At 61.2% G+C, this 26,478-nt stretch carries 26 protein-coding genes; 12 read left to right on the forward strand and 14 right to left on the reverse strand.

Going from position 1 to position 26,478, the window contains the following annotated elements; genetic code table 11:
• Nucleotides 1-13 precede the first annotated feature (13 nt).
• The 7 genes from AC06G5_RS05865 to AC06G5_RS05895 all read right to left on the reverse strand — a co-directional run bounded on the left by AC06G5_RS05865 (nt 14) and on the right by AC06G5_RS05895 (nt 9,007).
• Complete coding sequence (locus tag AC06G5_RS05865; RefSeq protein WP_413424539.1) at nt 14-1,132, reverse strand: succinylglutamate desuccinylase/aspartoacylase family protein; 1,119 nt, start codon at nt 1,130-1,132, stop codon at nt 14-16.
• A gap of 12 nt (nt 1,133-1,144) precedes the next feature.
• A complete protein-coding gene (locus AC06G5_RS05870; RefSeq protein WP_413424537.1) occupies nt 1,145-1,855 on the reverse strand; it encodes an ABC transporter permease in 711 nt (236 codons plus the stop codon).
• Nucleotides 1,852-2,580: an ABC transporter permease gene (locus AC06G5_RS05875; protein WP_413424535.1), complete on the reverse strand. Its 729-nt coding sequence runs from the start codon at nt 2,578-2,580 to the stop codon at nt 1,852-1,854. The genes AC06G5_RS05870 and AC06G5_RS05875 overlap by 4 nt, the downstream gene beginning before the upstream one ends.
• A 56-nt stretch (nt 2,581-2,636) precedes the next feature.
• Nucleotides 2,637-3,419 (reverse strand): transporter substrate-binding domain-containing protein, encoded by a 783-nt coding sequence (locus AC06G5_RS05880; RefSeq protein ID WP_413424533.1) that lies wholly within the window; start codon nt 3,417-3,419, stop codon nt 2,637-2,639.
• A 226-nt stretch (nt 3,420-3,645) separates the two neighbouring features.
• Nucleotides 3,646-5,316, reverse strand: a complete 1,671-nt coding sequence (locus AC06G5_RS05885) for an ATP-dependent DNA ligase (RefSeq protein WP_413424531.1) — start codon at nt 5,314-5,316, stop codon at nt 3,646-3,648.
• On the reverse strand, nt 5,313-6,347 hold the full coding sequence (locus AC06G5_RS05890) for a ligase-associated DNA damage response exonuclease (RefSeq protein ID WP_480459070.1): 1,035 nt from the start codon (nt 6,345-6,347) through the stop codon (nt 5,313-5,315). Before AC06G5_RS05890 ends, AC06G5_RS05885 begins: the two co-directional genes overlap by 4 nt.
• Before the next feature lie 209 nt (nt 6,348-6,556).
• Nucleotides 6,557-9,007 (reverse strand): penicillin acylase family protein, encoded by a 2,451-nt coding sequence (locus AC06G5_RS05895; RefSeq protein ID WP_480459071.1) that lies wholly within the window; start codon nt 9,005-9,007, stop codon nt 6,557-6,559.
• Between the two features lie 194 nt (nt 9,008-9,201).
• Between AC06G5_RS05895 and AC06G5_RS05900 the strand changes: the two genes are divergently transcribed.
• The gene (locus tag AC06G5_RS05900; RefSeq protein WP_413703477.1) at nt 9,202-9,759 is read left to right on the forward strand and encodes a cysteine hydrolase family protein; all 558 of its coding nucleotides are present in this window, start codon (nt 9,202-9,204) and stop codon (nt 9,757-9,759) included.
• Between the two features lie 149 nt (nt 9,760-9,908).
• Here AC06G5_RS05900 and AC06G5_RS05905 read toward each other — a convergent pair whose 3' ends face one another.
• The 4 genes from AC06G5_RS05905 to AC06G5_RS05920 form a co-directional block, all read right to left on the reverse strand.
• Complete coding sequence (locus tag AC06G5_RS05905) at nt 9,909-10,115, reverse strand: SEC-C metal-binding domain-containing protein (RefSeq protein ID WP_008056806.1); 207 nt, start codon at nt 10,113-10,115, stop codon at nt 9,909-9,911.
• Nucleotides 10,112-10,606, reverse strand: coding sequence for an LEA/WHy family protein (locus tag AC06G5_RS05910; protein ID WP_413703476.1), 495 nt, complete (start codon nt 10,604-10,606; stop codon nt 10,112-10,114). The genes AC06G5_RS05905 and AC06G5_RS05910 overlap by 4 nt, the downstream gene beginning before the upstream one ends.
• Before the next feature lie 87 nt (nt 10,607-10,693).
• On the reverse strand, nt 10,694-11,170 hold the full coding sequence (locus AC06G5_RS05915; RefSeq protein ID WP_413424521.1) for a YchJ family protein: 477 nt from the start codon (nt 11,168-11,170) through the stop codon (nt 10,694-10,696).
• A gap of 4 nt (nt 11,171-11,174) precedes the next feature.
• Complete coding sequence (locus tag AC06G5_RS05920; RefSeq protein ID WP_413424519.1) at nt 11,175-11,672, reverse strand: DUF6231 family protein; 498 nt, start codon at nt 11,670-11,672, stop codon at nt 11,175-11,177.
• A 189-nt stretch (nt 11,673-11,861) separates the two neighbouring features.
• On the opposite strand from AC06G5_RS05920, the gene AC06G5_RS05925 reads away from it, so the two are divergent.
• The 4 genes from AC06G5_RS05925 (at nt 11,862) to AC06G5_RS05940 (ending at nt 14,534) form a co-directional block, all read left to right on the forward strand.
• Nucleotides 11,862-12,551, forward strand: coding sequence for a PA1041 family peptidoglycan-binding anchor lipoprotein (locus AC06G5_RS05925; protein ID WP_085715599.1), 690 nt, complete (start codon nt 11,862-11,864; stop codon nt 12,549-12,551).
• A 91-nt stretch (nt 12,552-12,642) separates the two neighbouring features.
• The gene (locus tag AC06G5_RS05930) at nt 12,643-13,356 is read left to right on the forward strand and encodes a PA1041 family peptidoglycan-binding anchor lipoprotein (protein WP_413424517.1); all 714 of its coding nucleotides are present in this window, start codon (nt 12,643-12,645) and stop codon (nt 13,354-13,356) included.
• Nucleotides 13,357-13,504: 148 nt separating this feature from the next.
• Nucleotides 13,505-13,783 carry a DUF1145 domain-containing protein gene (locus AC06G5_RS05935; RefSeq protein WP_085715597.1) on the forward strand — a complete coding sequence of 93 codons (279 nt, stop codon included), beginning with the start codon at nt 13,505-13,507 and terminating at the stop codon, nt 13,781-13,783.
• Nucleotides 13,776-14,534 (forward strand): collagen-like protein, encoded by a 759-nt coding sequence (locus AC06G5_RS05940; protein ID WP_480459074.1) that lies wholly within the window; start codon nt 13,776-13,778, stop codon nt 14,532-14,534. Before AC06G5_RS05935 ends, AC06G5_RS05940 begins: the two co-directional genes overlap by 8 nt.
• A gap of 118 nt (nt 14,535-14,652) precedes the next feature.
• Here AC06G5_RS05940 and AC06G5_RS05945 read toward each other — a convergent pair whose 3' ends face one another.
• Nucleotides 14,653-15,117 carry a CopD family protein gene (locus AC06G5_RS05945; protein WP_413424513.1) on the reverse strand — a complete coding sequence of 155 codons (465 nt, stop codon included), beginning with the start codon at nt 15,115-15,117 and terminating at the stop codon, nt 14,653-14,655.
• Nucleotides 15,118-15,216: 99 nt separating this feature from the next.
• On the opposite strand from AC06G5_RS05945, the gene dinG reads away from it, so the two are divergent.
• The 5 genes from dinG (at nt 15,217) to pdxH (ending at nt 22,916) form a co-directional block, all read left to right on the forward strand.
• Nucleotides 15,217-17,361 carry an ATP-dependent DNA helicase DinG gene (dinG, locus tag AC06G5_RS05950; RefSeq protein WP_413424511.1) on the forward strand — a complete coding sequence of 715 codons (2,145 nt, stop codon included), beginning with the start codon at nt 15,217-15,219 and terminating at the stop codon, nt 17,359-17,361.
• A gap of 96 nt (nt 17,362-17,457) precedes the next feature.
• Nucleotides 17,458-19,860 carry a beta-galactosidase gene (locus tag AC06G5_RS05955; RefSeq protein WP_413424509.1) on the forward strand — a complete coding sequence of 801 codons (2,403 nt, stop codon included), beginning with the start codon at nt 17,458-17,460 and terminating at the stop codon, nt 19,858-19,860.
• Nucleotides 19,861-19,978: 118 nt separating this feature from the next.
• Nucleotides 19,979-21,124, forward strand: a complete 1,146-nt coding sequence (locus tag AC06G5_RS05960) for a serine hydrolase domain-containing protein (protein WP_413424507.1) — start codon at nt 19,979-19,981, stop codon at nt 21,122-21,124.
• A gap of 112 nt (nt 21,125-21,236) precedes the next feature.
• Complete coding sequence (locus AC06G5_RS05965; protein WP_413424505.1) at nt 21,237-22,244, forward strand: OmpA family protein; 1,008 nt, start codon at nt 21,237-21,239, stop codon at nt 22,242-22,244.
• 24 nt (nt 22,245-22,268) lie between these two features.
• Nucleotides 22,269-22,916: a pyridoxamine 5'-phosphate oxidase gene (pdxH, locus tag AC06G5_RS05970; protein WP_413424503.1), complete on the forward strand. Its 648-nt coding sequence runs from the start codon at nt 22,269-22,271 to the stop codon at nt 22,914-22,916.
• 5 nt (nt 22,917-22,921) lie between these two features.
• On the opposite strand, the gene AC06G5_RS05975 is transcribed toward pdxH, so the two are convergent.
• On the reverse strand, nt 22,922-23,158 hold the full coding sequence (locus tag AC06G5_RS05975; protein ID WP_413424501.1) for a hypothetical protein: 237 nt from the start codon (nt 23,156-23,158) through the stop codon (nt 22,922-22,924).
• 166 nt (nt 23,159-23,324) lie between these two features.
• Here AC06G5_RS05975 and AC06G5_RS05980 point away from each other — a divergent pair, with 166 nt between their 5' ends.
• Nucleotides 23,325-23,789, forward strand: a complete 465-nt coding sequence (locus AC06G5_RS05980) for an outer membrane lipoprotein (RefSeq protein WP_008016451.1) — start codon at nt 23,325-23,327, stop codon at nt 23,787-23,789.
• Nucleotides 23,790-23,893: 104 nt separating this feature from the next.
• On the opposite strand, the gene nhaA is transcribed toward AC06G5_RS05980, so the two are convergent.
• Nucleotides 23,894-25,081: a Na+/H+ antiporter NhaA gene (nhaA, locus tag AC06G5_RS05985; protein ID WP_057400905.1), complete on the reverse strand. Its 1,188-nt coding sequence runs from the start codon at nt 25,079-25,081 to the stop codon at nt 23,894-23,896.
• 247 nt (nt 25,082-25,328) lie between these two features.
• Between nhaA and AC06G5_RS05990 the strand changes: the two genes are divergently transcribed.
• Entirely contained in the window at nt 25,329-26,426 is a 1,098-nt protein-coding gene (locus AC06G5_RS05990) for a PLP-dependent cysteine synthase family protein (RefSeq protein WP_413424554.1), read from the forward strand.
• Nucleotides 26,427-26,478 lie beyond the last annotated feature (52 nt).

Raw genomic sequence — 26,478 nt, forward strand, 5'->3', positions numbered from 1 at the left:
GGGGCATGCATCCTCAAGGCGAAAGTAGATAGCCGCTGCGATAGGCTTCGGTGCCCGCGACGTGGGCGATCACCATGCCGGCAGTGGCCATGCGACGCAGCGAACGGGCGTACATCAACCCGGCGGCGGAGCAATGAACGGGGGTGACGTGATCGTTGACCGGATCAATGATCTCGGCGATCAGTTGCCCTGCTTCCAGGTACTGTCCCGGTAGCGCGGTGAACACCAGCAGCCCGCCGACGGGCGTAGCCACCGGTTCTACGCCGGCCAGAGGTGTCGCCGGATAGGGCAGCTCGGGCAGGGGCGCGGGTTCGCCGGCGATCGCGCCGAAATGGATCAGGTAGTCGATCAACGCCTGACAGTCGAGGCTGGCCAGCGGGTGATTGACGTCGCCCTGGCCGCGCAATTCGACGGTCACGGAAAAACTGCCCGGCGGAATGTCGAAGTGTTCGCCGAAGCGTTCCTTCAACTGCCACCAGAGCAGGGTGAAGCATTCGTCGAACGACTGGCCACCGGAATCGGTTGCCAGCAGGCTGGCTTCGGCACCGATGTAGCGGGCCAGCGGCTCGACCTGCGGCCAGGCTTCAGGTGTGGTGTAGAGGTGTGCGACCGCTTCGAAATCGCAATGCAGGTCGAGCACCATGTCGGCGTCGCAGGCCAGTCGCTGCAGGGTCAGGCGCTGGGATTGCAGTTGGGTGCTGGCGGTCTGCCGGGCCAGCGCATCGCGCAGGCTGCTGCGGACCAATTGCTGATTGTGCTGCGGATCGTCACCGAGCTTGCCTTCGATCGCGTTGCCGACTTCCTCACTGAGGTCGACGAACCAGCGGTTGAAGTTCTGGCCGCTTTCCAGCTCATAGCGGCCCAGCGGCACATCCATCAGCACCTGTTCCAGGCCCACCGGATTGGCGATGGGCACCAGCACGATTTCGCTACGCAGGCGACCGGCAGCCTCCAGCTCCGCCAGTCGTTGCTTGAGGTGCCAGGCCACCAGCATGCCGGGCATTTCGTCGGCGTGCAGGGAGGCCTGGATGTATATCTTGCCGTTGGCCGGTTGTGGGCCGAAGTGAAAACTGTGGATCTGTCTCGCGGTCCCCGGCATTGGGGACAGCAGGTCATGTTTCTGGTGGCGCATGTACGTTAAGTCCTAGTGGGTCGGCCCGAGGAAGGCCAGCCATCGACGTTCGGCAAGGCGAAACAGGCCGACCAGCGCAAAAGTGACGGTCAGGTAGATCAGCGCGGCGATGCCGAACGACTGGAAAGTCAGGAAGGTCGCCGAGTTGGCGTCCCGCGCGACTTTCAGAATGTCCGGGATGGTCGCGGTGAAGGCCACGGTGGTCGAGTGCAGCATCAGAATCACTTCGTTGCTGTAGTAAGGCAACGAGCGACGCAGGGCGGACGGCATGATCACGTAGGCATACAGCTTCCAGCCAGTGAGGCCATAGGCCTTGGCCGCTTCGACTTCACCGTGGGCCATGCTGCGAATCGCCCCGGCGAAGATCTCCGTGGTGTAGGCGCAGGTGTTCAGGGCGAACGCCAGGATGGTGCAGTTCATCGCATCGCGAAAGAAGCTGTCGAGCAGCGGTTGCGCACGCACGGCGGCCAGGCTGTAGATCCCCGTGTAACAGATCAGCAGCTGAATATAGAGTGGCGTACCCCGAAACAGATAAGTGTAGAACTGCACCGGCCAGCGAATGTAGAAGTGTGGAGAAACCCGGGCGATGGACAGCGGGATCGACACGATGAAACCGATGAAAATCGAAGCGCTGAGCAGCCACATGGTCATGGCCAGGCCGGTGATGTTCTGTCCGTCGGTGTAGAGGAAGGCTTTCCAGTATTCCTGCAGGAGTTCGATCATCGTACGGCCTCCCGGGTGCCGGCAGCGTAGCGGCGTTCGAGCCAACGCAGAACGAAGTTGGAGGCACTGGTGATCAACAGGTAGATCAAGGCGGCGAGTACCAGGAAGTAAAACAGTTGATAGCTGCTTTTACCCGCATCCTGGGCAGCCTTGACCAGGTCGGCCAGGCCGATGATCGACACCAGTGCGGTAGCCTTGAGCATCACCATCCAGTTGTTGCCGATACCCGGCAGGGCAAAGCGCATCATTTGGGGGAACACCACGATCCAGAAGCGCTGGCCGCGTTTGAGACCGTAGGCGGTGGCCGCTTCGACCTGACCGCGCGGCACGGCGAGGATGGCGCCGCGGAAAGTTTCGGTGAAGTACGCGCCGTAGATGAAGCCCAGGGTCAGAACCCCGGCGCTGAACGGGTCAATCTCGATGTATTCCCATTCCATGTAGTCGGTGAGCGACGTCAGCCAGGTTTGCAGGCTGTAGAAGATCAGCAGCATCAGCACCAGATCCGGCACCCCGCGAATCAGCGTGGTGTAGCACTGGGCAGGCAGGCGCAGCAGTTTTACTTTCGACAGCTTGGCACTGGCGCCGAGCAGGCCGAGCAACACGGCCACCAGCAGCGACATCGCCGATAATTTGATGGTCATCCAGGTACCTTGCATCAGCAGCGGACCGAAGCCCTTGAGGCTGAAGGCAGAGAGCCCCAGATTTTGCAGGAGGTTTTCGAACATAAATCAGCAACCTGATCGGATGAAAAAAGCGCCCATCAAGAGATGGGCGCCGGGCATTATTTGCCGCTGTACAGATTCAGATCGCCAAAGTGTTTCTTCTGAATGGTGGCGTAGGTGCCATCATCGTGTAACGCTTTGATACCTTTATCCAAAAGCGCTTTCAGCTCGGTGTTACCTTTCTTAATGCCAACGGCTGTTTTGGCTGGCAGCAAAGCGTTGTCGACCGGCTTGCTGACATCGTAATCGGCACCCTGTGGGGACTTCAGGAAGCCCAGTTCGGCTTGCAGCATGTCCTGGATCCCTGCATCGAGACGACCGGAAGTCAAGTCGGCGTAGACCTGATCCTGGTTGGCGTACGCCTGGGTTTTTACGCCGGCCTTGTCCAGAACGGCTTTGGCATAGGCTTCCTGAATGGTGCCTTGTTCGTAGCCGACGGTTTTGCCCTTGAGCGAGGCAACGTCTTCAGTCACGCCAGAACCTTTCTTGAACACGTATGCGGTCGGGCCGGAGAACAGCTCGCTGGAGAAGTCGATCACTTTTTCGCGGGCCGGGGTAACGGTCATCGACGAGATCACGCCGTCGAATTTGTTGGCCTTAAGGCCAGGGATCATGCCGTCGAAGTCACTTTCGACCCACTTGCACTTGACCTTCAATTCGGCGCAGATCGCGTTCCCCAGATCGATGTCAAAGCCAACCAGGCTGCCATCGGCCGCTTTCGACTCGAACGGTGCGTAGGAAGGGTCAACGCCGAAACGCAGTTCTTTGTACTCCTTCGCCATGGCGGAGCCAGCAGCCACGCACAACGCCAGTGCAGAAAGGGTCAGCAATGCTTTTTTCATTATTCAATCCCTAAATACCAATATGAGCGCTCGTGGCGCAGAATTGTTGTTACTGGAAAGCGTAAGACCTATTGAAAGTAGCAATTTCCGAACCAGAGTGCCGAACAAGCGTTTAAAAAGGCGCTTGGAAATGGCCGGATACAGATTTATGCACGAAAACGGGCGCAGGGAAATGGGCGCACCCGTTCGGTTCAAAAAGAAAAAATATTGAGGATGAAAAGAGGGCCTAGCCGAGCAGATTTTGCAGGGTCGCCAAAGTGTCGGCTTCGTCGATCGACTTGTCCTTGCGCCAGCGCAACATCCGCGGGAAGCGCACGGCAATGCCACTTTTGTGACGGCGGGAGAGGGCGATGCCCTCAAAACCTAATTCAAACACCAGGCTTGGCTGAATGCTGGTCACGGGCCCGAACTTTTCCACCGTGGTCTTGCGCACGATGCTGTCGATCTGGCGGATTTCGTCATCGCTCAGCCCGGAATAAGCTTTGGCGAACGGCACAAGGGAGCGTTCGCTGGCATCTGGCGGGCCGTCCCAGACGGCGAATGTGTAATTGCTGTATAGGCTGGCCCGGCGTCCTTGCCCTTGTTGCGCATGGATCAGCACGGCGTCAACGCTGAACGGGTCGACTTTCCATTTCCACCACACGCCCATGTTCTTGGTCCGGCCGATGCCGTACAAGGCATCACGTGCCTTGAGCATCAGGCCCTCGACACCGAGGGCGCGGGATGCCTCGCGCTGGCGGGCGAGGTCGAGCCAGGTGTCGCCGGTCAACAATGGCGAGAGGCGCAACCGCGGATTGGCGCAATCACTGGCTACCCATTCCAGTTGCGCGCGTCGCTCGGCCTGGCTCCGGTTGCGCCAGTCCTCACCCTGCCACTCGAGCAAATCGAAGGCGAGCAGTACCACCGGTACTTCTTCGAGGGTTTTCCGGTCCAGGGTCTTGCGACCGATGCGTTGTTGCAGGTGGGCGTAGGGTTGCGCCGCTGGTTCGAAATCCGTTTCGACGGCGGTTGGCGCAGATTTCCAGGCGACGATCTCTGCGTCGATCACCGTCCCGTCGGGAAGGCCCAGAATCAAACTGTCCAGTTCCGGGAAGCGCTCGGTCACCAGTTCCTCACCCCGCGACCAGATCCACAGACGTCCGTCGCGCTTGATCACCTGGGCGCGGATGCCATCCCATTTCCATTCCGCCTGCCAATGCTGGACGGGACCGAGCAGCGTTTCGAATTGTTCCACCGGCGGCGACAAGGCATGGGCGAGAAAAAACGGGTAGGGCTGGCCGCCACGCTGGGCGTGTTCATCGAGCGATTCGGCGGCGATCAGTTTCAGAAAGCTGGTGGCGCTGGGGCGATGGGACTGCTCGGTGTAACCCACCAGCCGCTGCGCCACGCGTTTGCTGTCGAGGTGGGCCATGGCTGCCAGGGCGCGGGTGACCAGTAACCTGGACACCCCGACGCGCAAGCTGCCGGTGATCAGTTTGATGCAGACCATCAGGCTCAGGCTGTCCAGTTGCGCCCACAGAATCGGTAACCGATGCGCGAGGGACTGCGCTGGTTCGCCGCGCAGTGGCAGCAGTTTGTCCTCGACCCACGTGGCCAGCCCGTCGGTTGAACTGTGTGACACCTGCGGTAAAACCAGCGAAATGGTTTCCGCGAGATCACCGACGGCCTGGTAACTCTCTTCGAACAGCCATTCCGGCAAACCGGAAACCGCCACGGCCAGTTCGCGCAATACCCGCACCGGCACCAATTGCCGGGGGCGTCCCCCCGACAGAAAGTACACCGCCCATGCGGCATCTTCCGGCGCGGCCTGGGTGAAGTAGTTTTGCATTGCCGCCAGTTTGGCGTTGTTCGAGGTGGAGGCGTCCAGTTCGGCATACAGCTCGGCGAACGCCTTCATGGCAGCACCTCGGCAGGCCCGGCCTGGGCAATGATCGCGTCTTCTTCGTCATCACCGTATTCGGTGTCGAACGCTGTGGCATCAAGACCCTGCTCGCGCAGCTGGCGTACCAATGCACCGGCCGATCCATGACTCACCATGACCCGTTCGGCGCCGGTCTGTTCGATAGCCCACAGCAGACCGGGCCAGTCGGCGTGGTCGGACAGCACGAAGCCTCGGTCCACACCGCGCCGTCGGCGTGTGCCGCGCAAACGCATCCAGCCACTGGCGAATCCATCGCTGTAATCGCCGAAGCGGCGCATCCAGTTGCTGTTCGCCGCCGAAGGCGGTGCCAGCACCAACGCCTTGCGCATCATCGGGTCGCTCTTTTTGATTTCGGCGGCATGAATCGTGGGCGGCAGATAAATCCCCGCTTCGCGGTAGATCCCGTTGATCGGTTCCACTTCGCTATGTACCAGGACGGGACCGAGTCGTGCATCGATGCCATGGAGAATGCGCTGGGCCTTGCCGAGGGAGCAACAGAACAGCACGCTGGTTTTTTCGACAGCGGCATTGGCTTGCCACCATTGATTGATTTCGGCAAACACCTGGGCCTGGGGTTGCCAGCGGTAGATCGGCAGGCCAAAGGTCGATTCGGTGATGAAGGTGTCGCAGCGTACGGGTTCAAACGGTGCGCAAGTGCCGTCGGGTTCGATCTTGTAGTCCCCGGAAGCCACCCAGACTTCTCCAGCGTATTCCAGTCGTACTTGTGCCGAGCCGAGCACGTGGCCAGCGGGATGAAAACTGAGGAACACACCATGATGCTGCAGGCGTTCGCCATAGCCCAGGGTTTGCAGGTCGATGGCCTGGCCCAGTCGCATGCGCAGAATGGCCTCGTCGGGCGCTGCCGCCAGGTAATGCTGATTGCCGGAGCGGGCATGGTCGCCGTGGGCGTGGGTGATCACGGCGCGTTCGACCGGCCGCCACGGGTCGATATAAAAGTCCCCGGCTGGGCAGTACAAACCTTCGGGACGCGAGACAACAAGGTCCATGGCATTGCCGGAATGGAGGAATTTGTTAGCTAAGAGTCTGATATGGGGCGTGAAGTTCTATCGGGACTCTGTGGGCGGATGAAATACCAATGTGGGAGCGGGCTTGCTCGCGAAAGCGGTCTGACATTCAAAGTAATGGTTGAATGTTCAATCGCCTTCGCGAGCAAGCCCGCTCCCACAAGGGATCAGTGTCAATCCTTTGCCCTGTGTTACTTGCCGGGGGTCAGCGTCAACCGCGCCTTGCCATAGGCGTTGTCGAAGTTCTGCGGCTGCATCGGCAGGCTCATGTATTGACCCTTGAGCCACGGTTCGATGCTGTTGAGGTAATTCGGGCTGGCCGGGTTGCCGGACTGGCCGGTGCCGTTCTGCGCCATCAGCGGTTCGGACTGGCCGAAGTCGACGATAAAGCGCATGGCTGGCGCCAGCGTGGTGTTGAAGTCCTGGCCCCAGGCGAAGGCGGCGGTGTTGAGCGTGGTGTGATCGCCGCCGGCCGGCAGCGGTCCGCGTACGGTCTGGCCGCTGGTGTTCTTCCATTCATAGCGATGCAATTTGCCCCACTGCCAGGCTTTGTGATCGCTGCCCAACTGGCTGTCGCCTGCGCTGATCGCCGCGGCGAGGCTGCGAGCGAGGATGGCCGGTTTGTCTTCTTTCTGCGCGGTGCGCACGTCATCCCAGAACGGACTGTCCTCACGCCCGAGCAAATGATCGGCCTGGGCCGAGTAAGACAACTTGCCGTCGGCGATAAAGGCCTTCCACGCCGGGCTGCTTTCCGGGCCCAGTTCATCGAGGAAGATCTGCCGGATGCTTTCCTGCAGGAACAGTTCGTAGATTGCCGCATCGGTGGAGGTCGGGCCGAGCTTGCCGTCGAACGCCATCAAGCGGCTGTAGGCCTCGTGTGCCTTGGCGCGATCGGTCGCCGGCAAGGCGTCGATGGCTTGCTTGAGTGGCTGGGACATGCCCGGCGCTTCAAACATCTTCTTCAGCTTGGCAGCGAAGGTCGTGGTCTGGTCGTATTGCATGGCAATCAGGCTGCGGCTGTCATGTTTGCCTGCGCCGGCCAGTTCGGCCAGGCGCTCGCCGCGCTCCGGTGCCGCCCACGAATTGGACAATTGCATGCCGTAGCCATGGGGAATGACCCGCTGGTTGGCAGTGCCAAGCCAGCCTTGGGCTGGGTCCTGGTCGTACGGGTGCAGCATCGGGTCGGCATAACCGTCCCAATCGTAGCGGCCTTCCCAGCCCGGCGAGGGCAGCAGGCCTTCGCCTTCGCGGCGGTTCGGGTAACGACCGGTGACTTGCCAGCCGATGTGGCTGGCATCGGCAAATACCAGGTTCAGCGCGATGGCGCGGATTTCGCGGCTGGCATCCGAGGCTTTCTCAACGCTCTGGGTGCGGGACAGGTCGAAGAACGCGTCCAGGCTCTTGTCGTCGGTGAAGTTCGGCATCTGCAAGGCCAGGCCGAAACCGTTGGCCAGGGTGGTGCCCTGTGCGCTATTGAGCAGCGGGCCGTGGCGGGTTTCGTACACGGCTTCGCGAATCGGCCGCTGGCCTTTGACGAAATAGGTTTCGTTGCGCACGATCGCCGGTTGCCATTTCCCGGCGTTTTCGTAGGTGAGCCCGTTGCCCTGGCGCTTGATCTTCTCCAGGAACAGGTCCTGGTTGTCGCCCATCACGGACGTCATGCTCCACGCCACTTTGCCGTTGAAACCACCGAGCACCATCGGCAGGCCGGCGATGGTCACGCCGGACGCCTGATATTTCGGCGCACGAATCTGCACGTAACTGAACAGCGAAGGCACGCCCAGCGGGCCGTGACTGTCACTGGCCAACAGACTCTTGCCGCTACGGCTGCGTTGCGGCGCGATGGCCCAGTTGTTCGACGAGGTGGCACCCAACAAATTGAGGTCCGACAGTTGCCCGGTGGCTTTACTGAGTTCGGCCAGCCCCGGGACTTGCCCGTTGAGCTTGAGTCCTTGCAGTTTTTCACTTTCGGCGACCGGCAGTTTTTCATCGGGTGCCGACGGCGTCAGCCACGCGAGTTTGTCGGTGGTGACGGTCTGGGCCAGTACCAGCGAGGAAATTTCTTCCGGCAGGTTGGTCGACTGGCTGAAGTTCAACAGGCAGAAAATCAGCGCCGAATCTTCCGGCTGCCAGTATTCAGGCTTGTAGCCGCTGGCCGCCAGGTCCGCCGGCAGTTTGTCGCGGTAGCGGAACAGGTAGGCGTTGACACCCCGCGCATAGACCTCGAAGAAACGCTTGAGGCGCGGCGACGAGGCCTTGTACAACTCGCCAGCACTTTTCTTCAGGTTGACCGCCCGCATGTAACGGTCGGCATCCAGCAGGTCCGCACCCTGCATCTCGGCCAAGCGGCCCTGGGCCAGCAGGCGCAGGGTGACCATTTGCGTGATGCGTTCGCTGGCATGCACGTAACCGAGGGTGAACAGCGCGTCGTGGAAGCTGTTGCTTTCGATCAGCGGCATGCCCATGGCATTGCGGCGCACCGAAACGTTCTGCGCCAGGCCCTTGAGCGGTTGTACGCCGGAGGTCGGCGGGAGGGTGTCCTGGGCGTTGAAGTTCTGACAACCGGTCAGGCTCAAGACACCGGCCACTGCTGCGGCAACGCCGAACCGGGGTAGAAAGTGAGTAAGGGCTGGCGAGGCCATGGCAAAGCTCCTGCGGGGGTAGAGGCGGCGGTGCGCAATAAAGGCGCTACGTTAGTGAGCGGGAGGTGGCCGCGCAAGCGGGGTGCAAGGTTATTTCAGGATTTGTCTGATAAACCTGAAAGATCGCAGCCTTGCCAGTCGCCATGGGTGATGTTGAAGTGCGACTCGCTCAACAATCCTGGAGAACAGTCGGCATGGAGCTCAAGGCAAACGCGGCACTGATCATCATCGATCAACAAAAAGGCATCCTTCACCCCAGACTCGGCCGCAGGAACAACCCGCAGGCCGAAGTGCGCATGCTGGAAATGCTCGACCATTGGCGGCGCACCGCTCGGCCGGTGATCCATGTGCAGCACCTGTCCCGCTCAGAGGACTCAGTATTCTGGCCGCAGCAGTCGGGGGTGGAGTTTCAGGAGCGCTTTGCACCAAGGGCCGGCGAACGCCTCATCCAGAAACAGGTGCCGGATGCGTTTTGTTCGACGGGGCTGGAGATTGAGTTGCGCGAGGCGGGGATCGGGCAGTTGATCATCGTCGGTGTCGCGACCCACAACTCGGTGGAATCCACGGCGCGCACCGCGGGTAACCTGGGGTTTGATACGTGGGTGGCCGAGGATGCGTGCTTTACCTTCGACAAGGCTGACTTTTTCGGCAATGCCCATGGCGCCGAGGAGGTGCATGCGATGTCGCTGGGGAATTTGCACGGTGAGTATGCGACGGTGGTCAGCAGTGCCTACCTGTTAAACGCTGACTGAAAAACCTGTAGGAGCGAGCTTGCTCGCGATGGTGTGTCAGCTACACAGGTGTCGACTGACAGTCCATCGCGAGCAAGGGATCTGCATTCACACCACAGGTCTGCTCGCGAAGACGATTCAACAGGCGAAGCAAATCTTCGCCCGAAGCATCAAGCGCCGTGGCACTTCTTGAATTTCTTGCCGTTGCCGCACGGGCACGGATCGTTGCGGCCGACGTCTTTCAGGGCGTTGCGCACCGGTTCCTGGTGAGCGTGGCCGCAGTTCGGACCGTGGACATGACCGTGGTCGTGATCATGCTGGTGATGGTCATGATCGTGGTTGCAGTCAGGGCCGTGGACGTGGGGTTGCTGGGTCATCGGTGTTGCTCCGGAATTAAATCGGCGGGGATTATCACGCCATTGCGCGCCAGGTGCACGTAGTGGGCGATGAATATACCGGTTTCCAGTTCACCTTCCAGACGATAGGGAATGGGTTGATCGGATTTTTTCAGCAGTTTGGCCAGGTCACGCACCTTTGACCACAGGTTGGTGCGGATCGGCACCTTGAAGTAGGCGCTGTGTTTGGGGCCGACGGTGAACCAGTGTTCGTGCTCGCCTTCGGCCAGCAGAATGTCACCCAAGTGAATGCGGTACTCCAGACTGCGCACCGTCAGGTCGCTGTCGTTGGGATTGTCGATGCGAAAATGCAGGAGGAGTTTCTGTTCCAGCAATTTGGCCCGGACCACCTCTATCTTCACCAGATGGACTTCGGGGTCCGGCAAATCGTCGCCGAACCACGATACGCAGCCGCCGAGTCCCAGTGCCAGGAACAACGTGAGCAGATAGCGTGCGCCGCGGTGGATGATCATCGTGCTGTTTCTCCCTTGAGCCCCAGTCTAGACCCAAAAGATCGCAGCCTTCGGCTACTCCTGCGGGGTGGACAGGCATTCCATGTCCTAGCTGCTGAAATACCCCGAGCAACACTTCTTGAACTTCTGCCCACTCGCACACGGGCAGGCGTCATTGCGTCCGGCCTTGAGCGGCACGGTGGGGTCGATGAAATACCAGCGCCCGGTGTTTTGCACAAATGACGAGCGCTCGCGGTGGCTGTGCTCGCCACCGCTGTCGTGCCACCGCGCGGTGAAGGTCACGAAGGCGTGTTCAGGCTGGCCGCCCAGTACTTCGGAGCTTTCCACCTCAAGGCCCAACCAGGTACTTTGCGCGCTCCAGTCGCTGATCGATTGACGGTCCAGACCGGCCTGCTGGGCAGGCAGGGTGGTGGCTACCAGATAATCGACCAGCCCCAACACATAGGCGCTGTAGCGCGAGCGCATCAAGGCTTCCGCGCACGGCGCCGGGTGCCCGGCATGGTAGTGACCGCAGCAGGCGTCGAGTGGGGTGCCGCTGCCGCAAGGGCAAATGGATGTACTCATGGCATTACCACCAGTATTTCCCGAAGTTTTCCGGATTGGCCCAAAAGCGCGAATTCAGCCAGTCGGGGACTTGTTTGTATTCAAGCAGATCGTAGGTAAACAGGGTCAGGACCTGTTCGTCCCGTTGGAAGCGTTCGCTGGCTTGCAGGGCCAGGGAGAAAAAGTCGGTTTCCTGCCAGCCACAGGCCGGCAAATCCGCTAGCACTGCGATGCGGCTGGCGTTGAGGTTGCGGATGCCACCCAGCAGGTTCAGGCCGTCGCGCTTGGGCAAGTGCTCCAGGCAATCGACCACCAGCGCCAGGTCGAATCGGCGGGCTGCCAACTCGGCGGGCAACGGCCCGGGGGCAGCGCAAGCGACGCTGCTTTCCGGGTGCGCGAGTTTGAACGCTTCCAGTGCCGGGAACTCGCTGGCGCCGATCAACAACAGGCGTGCGGGGGCATATCGGTCAAGTAAAGCGGCCAGTGCCTGTTGCGGCGTGCGTGAAGAAATATCTGCAGTCATCGAAGATCCTCAATCAGATCTGCCAAGACTAGCCTGCCCGAACGTTCGGGCCTAGAGCGGCTTGGCGACAAAAGCACGAACTTGTCGCCAATGCGTGAATAAACAGCATGGCCTATTGCTGGCGGAGTTTAAAACTCGGGTCTTTACTACCTGAATCGGTTCTAAGCCGATCCTTCAGGAGAAAACTAGATGAGCATAGTTCGGACAGCATTACCCTTGGTTCTGCTAACCAGTGTCTTGACTGGTTGCGCAGGTTTGCAGAAAACCGATTGGCCGACCTGCGCGGCGGTTGGTGGTGTCGTGGGCGCGGGCCTCGGTGCGACCGAAAGCTCGGCATGGGCAGGGTATGGTGCTCTGCTCGTCGGCGGCACGGCAGCGGCTTATTGCTGGGTTCACGGGGATGGCGACGAAGACGGTGATGGTGTGCCGGACAGCCGTGACAAGTGCCCAGGCACGCCAAAAGGCGTTCAGGTCGATGCCAACGGTTGCCCACCACCAGCACCTGTGGTCGAAGAAGCGGTTGTGGTCAAGGAAGAAACCATCGTCATCCGCGATGTTCACTTCCAGTTTGATAAAGCCACGCTTACCTCGTCCGACAAACTGGTACTCGACAAGATTGCCACTCGCCTGAAAGCCGAAGCCCCGACTGCCAAACTGACCGTCACCGGTCATACCGACAGCGTGGGCAGTGATGTCTACAACCAGAAACTGTCGGATAAACGCGCCCACTCGGTGGTTGAATACCTCATCTCGCAAGGCGTACCTCGCAGTAACTTCGTGTCGGTTGTCGGTGCCGGTGAAAGCCAGCCGGTTGCTGACAACAAAACCGCTGACGGTCGTGCACAGAACCGTCGTACGGAAATCAAAATCGAGCGTTAAGCCCCCCTCGCATCCGCGCCTTGTGCAGTCGCGGATGCGGGTCTTTACTCCTGTGTAACCGGTATTGGCCGGGGACACAGGAGCTTTCAACATGATCGTTCTCACAAGGACCGTCTTGTCGGTTCTGCTACTTGGCAGCCTCTTGACCGGCTGCGCGACCCACAGTGATGGCACTGCCCCCCTCAATCAACGAACCTGGCCAATTTGCAGCCTCATCGGTGGTCTGGTTGGTGGTGGTCTGGGCGCCATCGAGAGCGGTAGTTGGGCCGCGGGTGGGGCGGCGCTGGGTATCTTGTCCGGCGGTTTGATCTGCTATGCCCAGGATGGCGACGAAGACGGCGACGGCGTTTTCGACCGACGCGACCGTTGTCCTGACACTCCCGCCAATACCCCGGTCGATCATCACGGTTGCCCGATGCCGCAGTATCCGGCCGCCAGCGTCAAACCCGAGCCCGCGCAATCCGAAGTCATCACCCTGAGCGATGACGTGCTGTTTGCCTTCAATCAATCCGACCTGACCCCGACGGCCAAGAGTCGACTGGATGCGTTGATGAGCAAGTTCGAGGATGCCGATGTGGTCAGCATCAAGGTGGTCGGCCATACCGACAGCGTCGGTTCGGATACTTATAACCAGGCCTTGTCGGAGCGACGCGCCAGCAGCGTGGCGGAATACTTGCTGAGCCAGGGTGTGGCGCCGAACAAAGTCACCAGCGAAGGCAAGGGCAAGAGTCAGCCGATTGCCGACAACGACACGGAAGCAGGGCGTGCGAAAAACCGTCGCGTGGATCTGCATATAAACCGCTGAGCCAAGAGATAGAGCCGTCGAGCGACAGTTGTGAGCGCAACGACGGCCGTTCGGCGGCCTGCATGAAGAATTTTCCGTTGCCCTCTGGCTTAACCCGCGTGGAAGCCGTTACTGTGCGCGCAAACAATAATTCTCATCGGGGGGGCGTATGAAAGTCATATGGGGGCTGGGGCGGTTATTGACCCTGGTGTTCTGGTCGGTGGTGCTGGTCAACCTGCTCACGCCGTTCGTCTTTCCGCTGCACCCGTTGGTCAATCTGGCCGGCGGCCTGTTGGGATTCATCCATCTACTGGAAGCGTTGCTGTGCTATCGCAGCCTGCGGGGTCGTGCCCATCCCTGGCTTGACCGCCTGAAGATCGTCATTTTCGGCGTATTCCACCTGCAAACCATTCCAGCCCCTACCGCTTCGAAGGCTTCCCATGCGTAAACTCTGCCTGCTCGCCGCACTCATCAGCCCATTGGCCTGCGCACAGGTGGTGAGTGTCGAACCCAACTCGTTGATGCGCTTGCCCAACACCGCCAGTACCCTGCAACTGGAACGCCTGGAAGTGGCCGATTACGGCACCTTGCTGATTCCATCGAACGTCACCGAAGTCACCGTGGGTGAATTGCATCTGGGGCGTGAAGCGCGCATCGCCATCGTGCCGGGGGAGCAGGCGCTGGCGCTGAAGGTCCGTCGCGCCGATTTGTCAGAAGGCAGCCAGATCACCGCCCGTGGCGCACCCGGGACCTATCAGAAGGCCGCTCGATCCGGACGCAATCTTGATTTGCAGATCAAGGCACTGAATGCACCGCAATTGATCGTTGATGCCCGTGGTGGCGCGGGCGCACCGGGGTTTGTCGGTCTCGATGGGGCAAACGGTGAGGAACCGGGGTGCACCTGGGGTCAGGCCGGTCGTGGTGCCGATGGCAGTGATGGCAGCAATGGACAGCCGGGGGCGCCGGGAGCGCTGGTTAAACTGGCGGTGCCGCACGACTTCCCGGCAGACCGAATCAAGGTTCAGGTGGCTGGCGGTGCCGGTGGCCTGGCCGGCCCGGGCGGCAAGCCGGGCGCGGGTGGCAAGGCCAAGGGCTGCCTGATCTACAAGGCCGATGGTGGCAAGAGCGGTAAACCTGGCGCCGACGGGCAACCGGGGCCTGAAGGCGCGGTGGGTTCGGTGACGGTTCAGCGGTTGTAAGCAATCGCCGAAATGTGTGTCGTCCAGTCGATTGTCTTTGCGGGCAAGCCCGCTCCCACATTGGATTACGGAACCCTGTGGGAGCGGGCTTGGTCCGGACGGCGTTCCGACGAAGCGTTTAAAGCGTCGGCCGAACCGACGCAATCGCCACCACAGCCAACCCCACCAGCAGATTTATCCCCACCAAGCGGCGAATCCGCCCCAGCACCGCCGCCCCCGCCGGCCAATCCTGCTCGGCCACGGCGGTGCGCAGTTCCGGCAGCATCAGCGCCTGAATCCTGATAAACAGCGCGGTCATCACCACATACAAGCCCATCATTACCTGCACATAGCGCGGCGCGTTTTCAAAACCGGTGAAGTGCAGATTCAGCATGAGCACGCCGCTGACCGGCAACAGCACCACCGCCACCCAGACCCAGCGGAAAAAACCTTGAAACACTTCTACCCATAACTTCAGCCGGGCATGGCCTTCAAGTGCCTTGATCGCGGCGGGGCGCAGGACCATCCAGGCGAAAAACATGCCGCCGACCCAGACCAGGGCCGCCAGTACATGCAGGCTATAAATGAGGCTAAAAGGTGTCATTGGGTTACTCCGTTCTGCGCGGGATTCATTAGCGGGGTATGATAGCCGCCGAACCGAACCACTGAAAATTTATCCAGCGTTTTTTGCGCCCGACAATCCATGATCAGCACCGAACTCAAAACCACGATCCAGGGCGCCTACTCGCGTTTTCTCGAAGCCAAGAGCCTCAAACCGCGCTACGGCCAACGCCTGATGATCGCCGAAGTCGCCAAGGTCCTGGGTGACATCGACACCGACGACGAAGGCCGGCGCAGTGGCGACCCCGCGATAGTCGCGGTGGAAGCCGGCACCGGTACCGGCAAGACCGTGGCCTACAGCCTGGCAGCGATTCCCACGGCGAAGGCCGCCGGCAAGCGCCTGGTGATCGCCACGGCCACCGTGGCCCTGCAAGAGCAGATCGTCTACAAGGACTTGCCCGACCTGATGCGCAACAGCGGGCTGAACTTCAGCTTCGCCCTGGCCAAGGGGCGCGGGCGCTACATGTGCCTGTCCAAGCTCGACATGTTGCTCCAGGAAGGCCACGCGCAGACCGCCACGGCGCAGTTGTTCGAGGAAGAAGGCTTCAAGATCGAGGTCGACGAGGCCAGTCAGAAACTGTTCACCAGCATGATCGAAAAACTCGCCGGCAATAAATGGGACGGCGACCGCGACAGCTGGTCCACCGCCCTGGAAGACGCCGACTGGGCGCGTCTGACCACCGATCACAGCCAGTGCACCAACCGTCATTGCCCGAACTTCGGCCAGTGCGCCTTCTACAAGGCCCGCGAAGGCATGGGCAAGGTCGATGTGATCGTCACCAACCACGACATGGTCCTGGCCGACCTGGCCCTTGGCGGCGGCGCCGTGCTGCCGGACCCGCGCGACACCATCTACGTGTTCGACGAAGGCCATCACCTGCCGGACAAGGCCATCGGCCATTTCGCCCATTACACGCGCCTGCGCTCCACCGCCGACTGGCTGGAAACCACGGCCAAGAACCTCACCAAACTGCTGGCCCAGCATCCGTTGCCGGGCGACCTGGGTAAGTTGATCGAGCAGGTGCCGGAGCTGGCGCGGGAGATCAAGACCCAGCAGCAGTTCATGTTCACCGCGTGTGAGCAGGTTGCCGATTTCAAACCCGGCGAAGACGTTGAAGGCCGCGAGCGCCCGCGTCATCGATTCGTCGGCGGGGTGATTCCCGAGCACATGCGCGAAATGGGCATCGAACTGAAGAAAGGCTTCGCACGGTTGACCGACGTGTTCACCCGCCTGACCGACCTGCTCAAGGAAGGCATGGACGGCGAGGTCAACATCGGTATCGCCAGCAACCAGGCCGAAGAGTGGTATCCGTTGTTCGGCAGCCTGTTGTCCCGCTCTTCCGGCAACTGGGAGTTGTGGACCGCCTTCACCGTCGAAGACCCGGAGGACAACCCGCCCATGGCCCGCTGGCTGACTCTGGCCGAAAGTGGTTCGCTGTTCGACATCGAGGTCAACGCAAGTCCCATCCTGGCGGCGGAAATGCTCCGGCGCAATTTGTGGAACGTGGCCTATGGCTGTCTGGTGACCTCGGCGACCCTGACCGCCCTGGGTACCTTCGACCGCTTCCGCATGCGCGCCGGCCTGCCGAAAAAAGCCGTGACGGCGGTGGTGCCAAGCCCGTTCCATCATGCCGACGCCGGTGTGTTGCGGGTGCCGAACCTGAACGCCGACCCCCGTGATGCAGCGGCGCATACCGCCGCGATCATTCGTGATCTGCCTGAGTTGGTCGAAGGCTCGCGGGGCACCCTGGTGCTGTTTTCCTCGCGTAAACAGATGCAGGACGTGTTCGATGGCCTTGACCGTGACTGGCGCAAGCAAGTGTTCATTCAGGGCAACCTGTCGAAACAGGAAACCCTGAACAAGCACAAGGCGCGAGTCGATGGCGGGGATTCCAGCGTGTTGTTCGGCCTGGCGAGCTTCGCTGAAGGGGTCGACTTGCCCGGTGCCTATTGCGAGCACGTGGTCATTGCCAAGATTCCTTTCTCGGTGCCCGATGATCCCGTCGAAGCAGCCTTGTCCGAATGGATCGAGGCCCGGGGCGGCAATCCGTTCATGGAAATCTCCGTACCGGACGCCTCGCTGAAGCTGGTCCAGGCCTGCGGCCGCTTGCTGCGTACCGAAGAAGACCGCGGCACCATCACCTTGCTCGACCGGCGCCTGGTGACCCAGCGCTATGGCAAAGCCATCCTCAACGCGTTGCCGCCGTTCCGTCGAGAAATTTCCTGACGCACCGGTGGGCAATTTTGCCCACCGCGTTGTCTATCTCTCTGCCATCGCTTTTCCACTGGCCCATTGAAGGTCGTTAGGGAGAATTTCGTTCTCATGATTTGCCGTTCGTTGCCTGCCGTTTTTGCCCTGCTGTTCGCAACACCTCTGCTGGCCGCTCCCGCCGGCCAGCAGACGCTGTTCAACTTTGTGCGCCCCGCCGACGTGGTCCAGGTGGCGACTCAGGATGCCAGCCTGCCGCAATCCAACGCCGAGCAAACCCCCGAGGGCGAAGTGCTGCGCCGGGTGACATTTAACCCGGTCGCCCGGCCGACTTTGCGCCTGACCCCGCAAACCGGCGCCTGGGACTGGTCGCAGTCGGGCGTCATGAGCCTGCGGATCCAGAGTGCGATGAACTGGGCCTTGACCCTGTACGTGACCATCCAGAGCAACGACGGCAAGACGCTGGTCAGCCGTGTCGATCTGCCGGCGGGGCCTGCGCAAACCCTGTTGGTGCCACTGCAAGCGACATCACCGTTGAGCCAGGGCATGAAGGCTGGCCCGCCGATGCCGATGACCGTCGATGGCCAACGTGTGTTGCTGGCCAGTAGCGCCGGTGAACTGGATCGCAGAGAAGTGGTGTCGGTGAGTTTGTCGATGGACCAGCCGAAAGCCGCGCAGAGCATCCTGCTGGAGCGCTTTGGTGTGCAGGACGGTGAGTCGGTCACCCAAGCCGTGTACGGCGGGTTGGTGGACGCTTACGGCCAGTCGACCCGGGGCAAATGGCCGGAAAAGATCGGCAGCGACGAACAACTCAAAGGCGCCGCGAGCAAGGAGCAACAACAACTGAAAACCTGGCTGGCCGAGCGTGAAAAGTCCTCCCTGGACAAATTCGGTGGTTTGACCAAAGGCCCATCCTTCAAGGCCAGCGGTTTTTTCCGCACAGAAAAGCGTGACGGTCGCTGGTATCTGGTGACGCCTGAAGGCCACCCGTTCTATTCCCTCGGGGTCAATACCGTGGCCCCGGATGTCAACCAGACCTATGTTGCCGGCCGCGAGTGGATGTTCGAATCCCTGCCCAAGGCTGACGAGGCGCTGGCCAGCCACTATGGTGAAGGCGACAACCGTGGCGGCAACGGGGCCGATCAAGGGCGCGGCTACAATGCCGGTCGCTGGTATGACTTCTACGCTGCCAACCTGCAGCGCTTGTATGGCGATCCTTGTGGCCCGGGCAGCGAAACCAAAGCTGGCGTCGCCGAGGCGGCCAAGTCCGAAACGACGGAAGCGAAAGCTGCTGAGGCAAAAGCTGTCGAACCGTGCAAAGCGAAGTTCGACGAGCAGCGCTGGGCCGGTCACACCCTTGATCGCTTGCAGGCCTGGGGTTTCAACACCATCGGCAACTGGAGCGCTCCGGTATTGGGTAACGCTGATCGCGTGCCGTACACCTTGCCGCTGTCGATTGTCGGCGACTACGCCAGCATCAGCACCGGCACCGATTGGTGGGGCGGCATGCCCGACCCGTTCGACCCGCGTTTTGCCATGGCCACCGAACGCGCCGTGGCGATTGCCGCTCGCGACCATCGTGACGATCCATGGCTGATCGGTTACTACGCCGACAATGAGCTGGCCTGGGCCGGTCCCGGCGATGACCCGAAAGCCCGTTATGCGCTGGCCTACGGCACCTTGAAAATGACCACCGACGTGCCGGCCAAGCGCGCGTTCCTCAAGCAACTGCGCGACAAGTACCGCAATCAGGATGGCCTGTCGAAAGCCTGGGGCATTGATCTGCCGGCCTGGGAACTGATGGAAGATCCGGGGTTCGTACCGCCGCTCCCGAGCGCCGAACACCCGGAAATCGAAGCTGACTTCAAATACTTCCAGAAGGTCTTTGCTGACACTTACTTCAAGACCATCTCCGACTCACTCCAGTGGCACGCGCCTAACCAGCTGCTGCTCGGCGGCCGTTTCGCCATCAGCACGCCGGAAGCCGTGGAGTCCTGCGCCCAGTATTGCGACGTGTTGAGCTTCAACATGTACACCCTGCAACCCCAGGATGGTTACGACTTCGCCAGGCTGCGCAGCCTCGACAAACCGGTGCTGGTCACCGAGTTCAATTTCGGCTCGACTGATCGCGGCCCGTTCTGGGGTGGCGTCACGCCGTTGGTGAAGGAGGAGGACCGTGGTGCGGCGTATGCCAACTTCCTCAAACAGGCCTTGAGCGAGCCGTCGATTGTCGGCGTGCATTGGTTCCAGTACCTCGACCAACCGGTCACCGGGCGCCTGCTTGACGGTGAAAACGGTCACTTCGGGTTGGTGGGCATCACTGATCTGCCGTTCCAGGGCTTTGTCGACAGCGTGCGCAAGAGCAATCTGGCGACAGTCGAGCAACTGGGCAAAGAGGCCGAGAAGTCAGCGGCCGCCGCCGACAAAGCCAGCCACGACGCCGAGGGCGGCCGCAAGGCCGAGGCCGGCAAGGGACCGGGGAAGGGCGCTGGTGGGCATTCCGGGAAAGGTCACTGAGTCCTCGCCGCAAAAGCTTGGCGGCGCAATAACCGCCCGGCCCAACCCTGTTCCCAAAACCCTCAAGGGCTGGAACAATGCCCGCCACTTTGTAGAGCGTTAATCCGGGGAGTTGCGGGTGCAGATTCAGGGTCATTACGAGCTTAAGTTCGAGGCGGTGCGTGAGGCTTTCGCGGCGTTGTTCGACGATCCCCAGGAGCGTGGCGCCGCGTTGTGCATTCAGATCGGTGGCGAAACCGTCCTCGATCTGTGGGCCGGCACTGCCGACAAGGACGGGGCCGAGGCCTGGCACAGCGACACCATCGCCAACCTGTTCTCCTGCACCAAGACCTTTACCGCAGTCACCGCGCTGCAATTGGTGGCCGAAGGCAAGCTGCAACTGGATGCCCCGGTTGCGCGCTACTGGCCCGAATTTGCCGCTGCCGGCAAAGAGTCTGTCACCCTTCGTCAACTGCTCTGCCATCAGGCCGGCCTTCCGGCATTGCGCGAATTACTGGCCCCCGAAGCCCTTTACGACTGGCAAACCATGGTCGGCGCCCTGGCCGCCGAAGCGCCGTGGTGGACGCCGGGCGAAGGTCACGGTTACGCGGCGATCACCTATGGCTGGCTGGTCGGCGAGTTGCTGCGCCGTGCCGACGGCCGTGGGCCGGGTGAGTCCATCGTTGCGCGGGTCGCCAGGCCGTTGGGCCTGGACTTCCATGTGGGTCTGGCCGACGAAGAGTTCTATCGCGTGGCCCACATTGCGCGGGGCAAGGGCAATGTCGGCGATGCCGCCGCCCAGCGCCTGTTGCAAGTGACCATGCGTGAGCCAACGGCCATGACCACCCGGGCGTTCACCAACCCGCCGTCGATCATGACCAGCACCAACAAACCCGAGTGGCGACGCATGCAGCAGCCAGCCGCCAATGGCCATGGCAATGCCCGCAGCCTGGCCGGGTTTTACGCCGGCCTGCTTGACGGCAGCCTGCTGGAAAGCGAAATGCTCGATGAATTGACTCGTGAGCACAGCCTCGGCGAGGACAAGACTTTACTGACCCGGACCCGTTTCGGCCTGGGTTGCATGCTCGATCAACCGGACGTTGCCAACGCCACCTTCGGCCTTGGCCCGCGGGCGTTTGGTCATCCGGGCGCCGGCGGCTCCATCGGTTTTGCCGACCCGGAGTACGATGTGGCCTTCGGGTTTGTGACAAATACCCTGGGGCCGTACGTCTTGATGGACCCGCGTGCGCAAAAGCTGGCGCGGGTTCTGGCCACTTGTCTGTAAAAGCGGCTATCGGGTTCCGGGACTGGAACCCGATTGTCTTTTCAGTTTCAAAGCGTCTGCTTATACGGGCCCATGCGGCCTGATTTTTTGACTTCATTTTTGTGGATATCCAATGTCATCCAATAAAACCCTCGCCTTGGCCCTGTGCTTCGCTATCACCGGTTGCGCACAGACTCCACAGAAAGACGCCACGGCACCGGTCGCCAAGACTGAAAGCGGCAGCCACTGGTACTGGCCGTTCGGTTCCGACGACAGCGCTGGCAAGCCTGCGGTCAAGCCGGAGGTGAAACCTGAAGTCAAACCCGTTGCGGTGGCCAAGGCCGGAACCGATAGCGGCAGCAAGTGGTGGTGGCCGTTTGGCGGTAGCGAGCAGAGCGCCGCCAAGGCTGTACCGATGCCTGACCCGAAAGTCACCCAGGCCTGGCTTGACGACTATGAACCGCGCCTGCGCGAGGCGGTCAAGGGCAGCAACCTGCAACTCGAGCGTCGCGAAAACGTGCTGGTGGTGACTGCGCCGGTCGAAGGCTCGTTCAACCCTGATCGTCCGGCCATGTTGCTGCCGGTCACACTCGGTCCGTTTACCCGCATTGCCAAAATCCTTGAAGCCGATCCAAAGACTGCTGTCCTGATCCTCGGCCACAGTGATACGTCCGGCGCTGCGCCTGCCAACGTCAAGCTGAGCCAGGAGCGTGCCCAGGCCGTCGCGGCAATTTTCCGTCTCAGTGGTTTGCAGCGTGATCGCCTGATGCTGCGTGGCATGGGCGGTGATGCGCCGCGCGCCGCCAACGACAGCGTGGAAGGGCGTGCGTTGAACCGCCGCGTGGAGCTGCTGGTGACCCCGCAAAACACCATGGCCGCACTGCTGAGCAAGTACAACATGCCGGCGCCGGCCCCTGTGACCAGGGTCACTGCCGCTGACGTCAAGCCGGTCGCCAAGCCTGTGACACCGGCCCCGGCGTCTAAAAAAGCGGCTGTTCCAGCGGCGAAAAAAGCCCCGGCGAAAAAAGCTCCGGCCAAGAAAGCACCTGCGAAAACTGCAACGCCGGCGAAGAAAACCACGCCAGCCAAAGCCTCCGCGGCTGACAAGAAAGGCGCCACCACCGATACTGCAAAGCAGTGATTCGTTAACCAAAAGGAATGCGCCATGACCCAGGGCCTGGCTGATATGCGTCGTGACTACACCCGGGATGGCCTGACCGAGGCGCAAGCCCCGGCCGAGCCGTTTGCGTTGTTCCACCGGTGGTTTGCCGACGCGGTGAAAACCGAACAGGCGCCGGTGGAAGCCAACGCCATGACCCTGGCCACCGTTGACCAGGACGGTCGACCGCATTGTCGCATTCTATTGCTCAAGGGCCTGGACGAGCAGGGCTTCACCTTTTTCACCAACTACGATAGCGCCAAGGGCCAGCAACTGGCCGCGAATCCGTTCGCGGCCATGACGTTTTTCTGGCCGGCGCTGGAGCGCCAGGTGCGCATCGAAGGGCGGGTGGTGAAGGTGACACCCGAGGAGTCCGACGCCTATTATCAGGTTCGTCCGCTCGGCAGTCGTCTGGGGGCCTGGGCGTCGCCGCAGAGTTGCGTGATCGCCGATCGTGGCGAGCTCGAAGCGCTGCTCAAGGACACCGAGCAACGTTTCAGCGACACCCAGCCACATTGCCCGGAACACTGGGGCGGTTATCGCCTGCTGCCGGAGCGTATCGAATTCTGGCAGGGCCGCCCAAGCCGCCTGCACGACCGCCTCAACTACCGCCAGCAGGGCGCCGACTGGATTCTTGAACGCCTGGCACCCTGAGCCGCCTACCGACCGGGATAGTCTGCCGCAGCGGCCTCCAGCCACTTCGGCAGGTCTCGACGCTTGATCTTCTGCGCCCGGGCACTTGCCAACCGCTCGAGCATGAAGGCTTTTTTCTGCTCGTCCTTTCCTGCCAGCGCCAGTGCCAGGTCGCGGTCCATCCAGCGTTTGATCCGCACGTACAGCCACCAATGGAAGTACAAACCGGCAACAGTCGTGACGACGATGATAAAGTAGTCCATGAAAATCCTTGGTCGGCGGGGCGGTTTTCCGATTTTGCCGCTACTGTGTGAGTTCGTGGGGGGCGCCTTAACGGGGCCTGAATTAAAGCAATTTTACCCGGGTGATGCCGTGACAGGCGTCAAGCCGCGGGGTCTAATGAACATCTGTTTCTTTGGAGTTGATGCTATGCGTAAGTCTGTTCTGCTGGTTGCTTCCTTTTCCACGATGGCGATGTTGCTCACTGGTTGCCAATCGAGCCTGACCGGTGACTCCTACTCCCGTGACGAGGCGCGTCGTGTGCAGACCGTTCGCATGGGTACCATCGAAGCGCTGCGTCCGGTGAAAATCGAAGGCACCAAAACCCCGATCGGCGGCGCTGCGGGCGCAGTGGTCGGCGGCGTTGGCGGCAGCTCCGTCGGTGGCGGCAAAGGCAGTGTTGTTGCTGCGGTCATCGGCGCAGTCGCTGGTGGCCTGCTCGGTTCGGCCGCTGAAGAAGGCCTGACCCGCACCCAGGGCGTGGAAATCACCGTGCGCGAAGACGATGGCAGCATGCGCGCCTACGTTCAGGAAGTTCAACCGAACGAAGTGTTCCGCGTTGGCGAGCGTGTGCGCATCGCCAGTGTGAATGGCACCAGCCGCGTTTCGCACTAAGCGCAAACACCGGATAAACAAAAAACCCGATCAGGTGACTGATCGGGTTTTTTGTTTTTCAGCTGAGGGGCGTCTTGATTGGCGCCAGGCGTTATCGCTGTTTATCAGGAGGCCAGCGCGGTGCTCTTGCGGCTCGCCATCGCCGTCACTGCATAACCGATCAGCGCGGCCAGTATCGAACCGGTCAGGATCCCCATGCGGTCCATCCCGGCGAAATCACTCACGCCCGGCTCAAAGGCCAGCGAGCCGACAAACAGGCTCATCGTGAAACCAATGCCGCAGAGAATCGCCACACCCAGCACCTGGCCCCAATTGGCGCCTTGGGGCAGGGCGGCGATACCGGTTTTCACGGCCAGCCAGGTCAGGCCGAAGACACCGACGGTCTTGCCCAGGAGCAGCCCGATGGCGATGCCCATGGGCACATGGTGAGTGAAGCTTTCGACGGTGACGCCGCTCAGGGACAGGCCGGCGTTAGCGAAGGCGAACAGCGGCAGGATGCCGTAGGCGACCCACGGGTGCAGGGCGTGTTCCAGGGTCAGTAGCGGCGAAGGCTCGGCATTTTTCGTGCGCAGCGGAATGCAGAAAGCCAGGGTCACGCCGGCCAGCGTGGCGTGGACACCGCTCTTGAGTACGCAGACCCAGAGGATCAAGCCAATGATCATGTACGGTCCGAGCTTGACCACCCCAAGCCGGTTCATCCCGATCAGCGCCGCAATACAGGCCGCAGCCAGTGCCAGGGACAAGGTCGACAGCGCGCCGGAATAGAAGATCGCAATGATGATGATCGCGCCAAGGTCGTCGATGATCGCCAGGGTCATCAGGAACAGCTTCAGCGAGACAGGAACGCGTTTGCCCAGCAATGCCAGCACGCCAAGGGCGAAGGCGATGTCGGTAGCGGTCGGGATTGCCCAGCCGTTGAGGGCTGGTGGCGTGTCGCGATTGAGGTACCAGTAGATCAGCGCCGGCACCACCATGCCGCCAATCGCCGCCGCGCCGGGCAGGACGATTTGCGACGGTCTGGACAACTGGCCGTCGAGGACTTCGCGCTTCACTTCCAGGCCGATCAGCAGGAAGAACAGTGCCATCAGGCCGTCGTTGATCCACAGCAGCAAGGGCTTGGCGATTTTCAGCGCGCCGATCTGGGCCACCACGGGGGTGTCCAGCAGGCCGTTGTACAGCCACGACAGCGGCGAATTGTTGATGATCAGAGCCAGAACGGCAGCGGCAATCAGTAGCAGACCGCTGGCAGCTTCCAACTGAAAGAAACGCGTGAAAGTGCTACGCAGAGGCAAGGTCGCTCTCCATCCGTGAATTCAAAAGGTGTTACACCCTAACAAGTACTGTTAGTTGTTAAAACAAAAGTTATATTCTTTTTTGTTATATGTCGTTACAACGTAATCTGCCGGCAAGGACCTGAGCCTAGCAGTTGCCGGGCGTATTGGATCTCAGCTGTACCTGTGCTGTATGTAGGTTTTTTCCTAAGCTTGATAGTTGAGCCCTGTGACAAGGCCCACTCTTGCCTGATTCAACGAGAAAACCATCATGAGCGACAACCGACAGTGGTCCCGCGAAGCGATCCGGATCATCGAAGCCGACTTCCAGCGCAGCGCCGACACACACCTGATTCCCTTGCCGCTACCGGGTTTTCCAGGCATCGAGTTGTACTTCAAGGATGAATCCAGCCACCCCACGGGCAGCCTCAAGCACCGCCTTGCCCGCTCGCTGTTTCTGTATGCGCTGTGTAACGGCTGGCTCAAACCCGGTGCGCCGGTCATTGAAGCTTCCAGCGGTTCGACGGCGATTTCCGAAGCGTATTTCGCACGCATGCTGGGCTTGCCGTTCATTGCGGTGATGCCGGCGACCACGTCCAGGGAAAAGATCGCGCAAATTGCCTTCTACGGTGGCCAAAGCCACCTGGTGGACGACCCGACCCAGATCTACGCCGAGTCCGAGCGTCTGGCTCGCGAACACGACGGGCATTTCATCGACCAGTTCACCTACGCCGAGCGAGCCACCGACTGGCGGGCGAACAACAACATAGCCGAGTCGATCTTTCATCAGATGCGTTTCGAGCAGCATCCCGAGCCGAGCTGGCTGATTTCCAGCCCCGGCACCGGGGGCACCACGGCCACCCTGGGCCGCTACGTGCGTTATCGCCAGCATTGCACTCGCGTGCTGTGTGCCGATGCCGAGCGTTCGGTGTTCTTTGATTACTACCAGACGGGCGATGCCAGCCTGCGTCTGGATCACGGCTCGCGTATCGAAGGCATCGGCCGGCCGCGTGTGGAAGCGTCGTTTCTGCCCAAGGTGATCGACGCGATGGTCAAGGTGCCGGATGCCTTGTCACTGGCGGCCATGCACTACCTTGCAGAGCGTCTGGGACGCCATGTGGGCGGGTCGAGCGGGACCAACCTGATCGGCGCACTGATGGCCGCTCAGCAGATGAAGGCGGCGGGGGAGACGGGGTCGATGGTGGCGATTCTGTGTGACGGCGGCGAGCGCTACGCCACGACCTATTACGATCCGAAGTGGCTCAAGGCCCAGGGGTATGAATTGAGTGGCTTGATGGCTGCGGTAGCGGCGACCGTTGAGCGCGGTGAGCCATTGCCGGCCTCGGTGCTGCGCGCCAATATCTGACACACCGAAGATCGAATGTGGGAGCGGGCTTGCTCGCGAAGACGGTTTCACA

Source organism: Pseudomonas sp. WT-JTC (assembly GCF_056711565.1).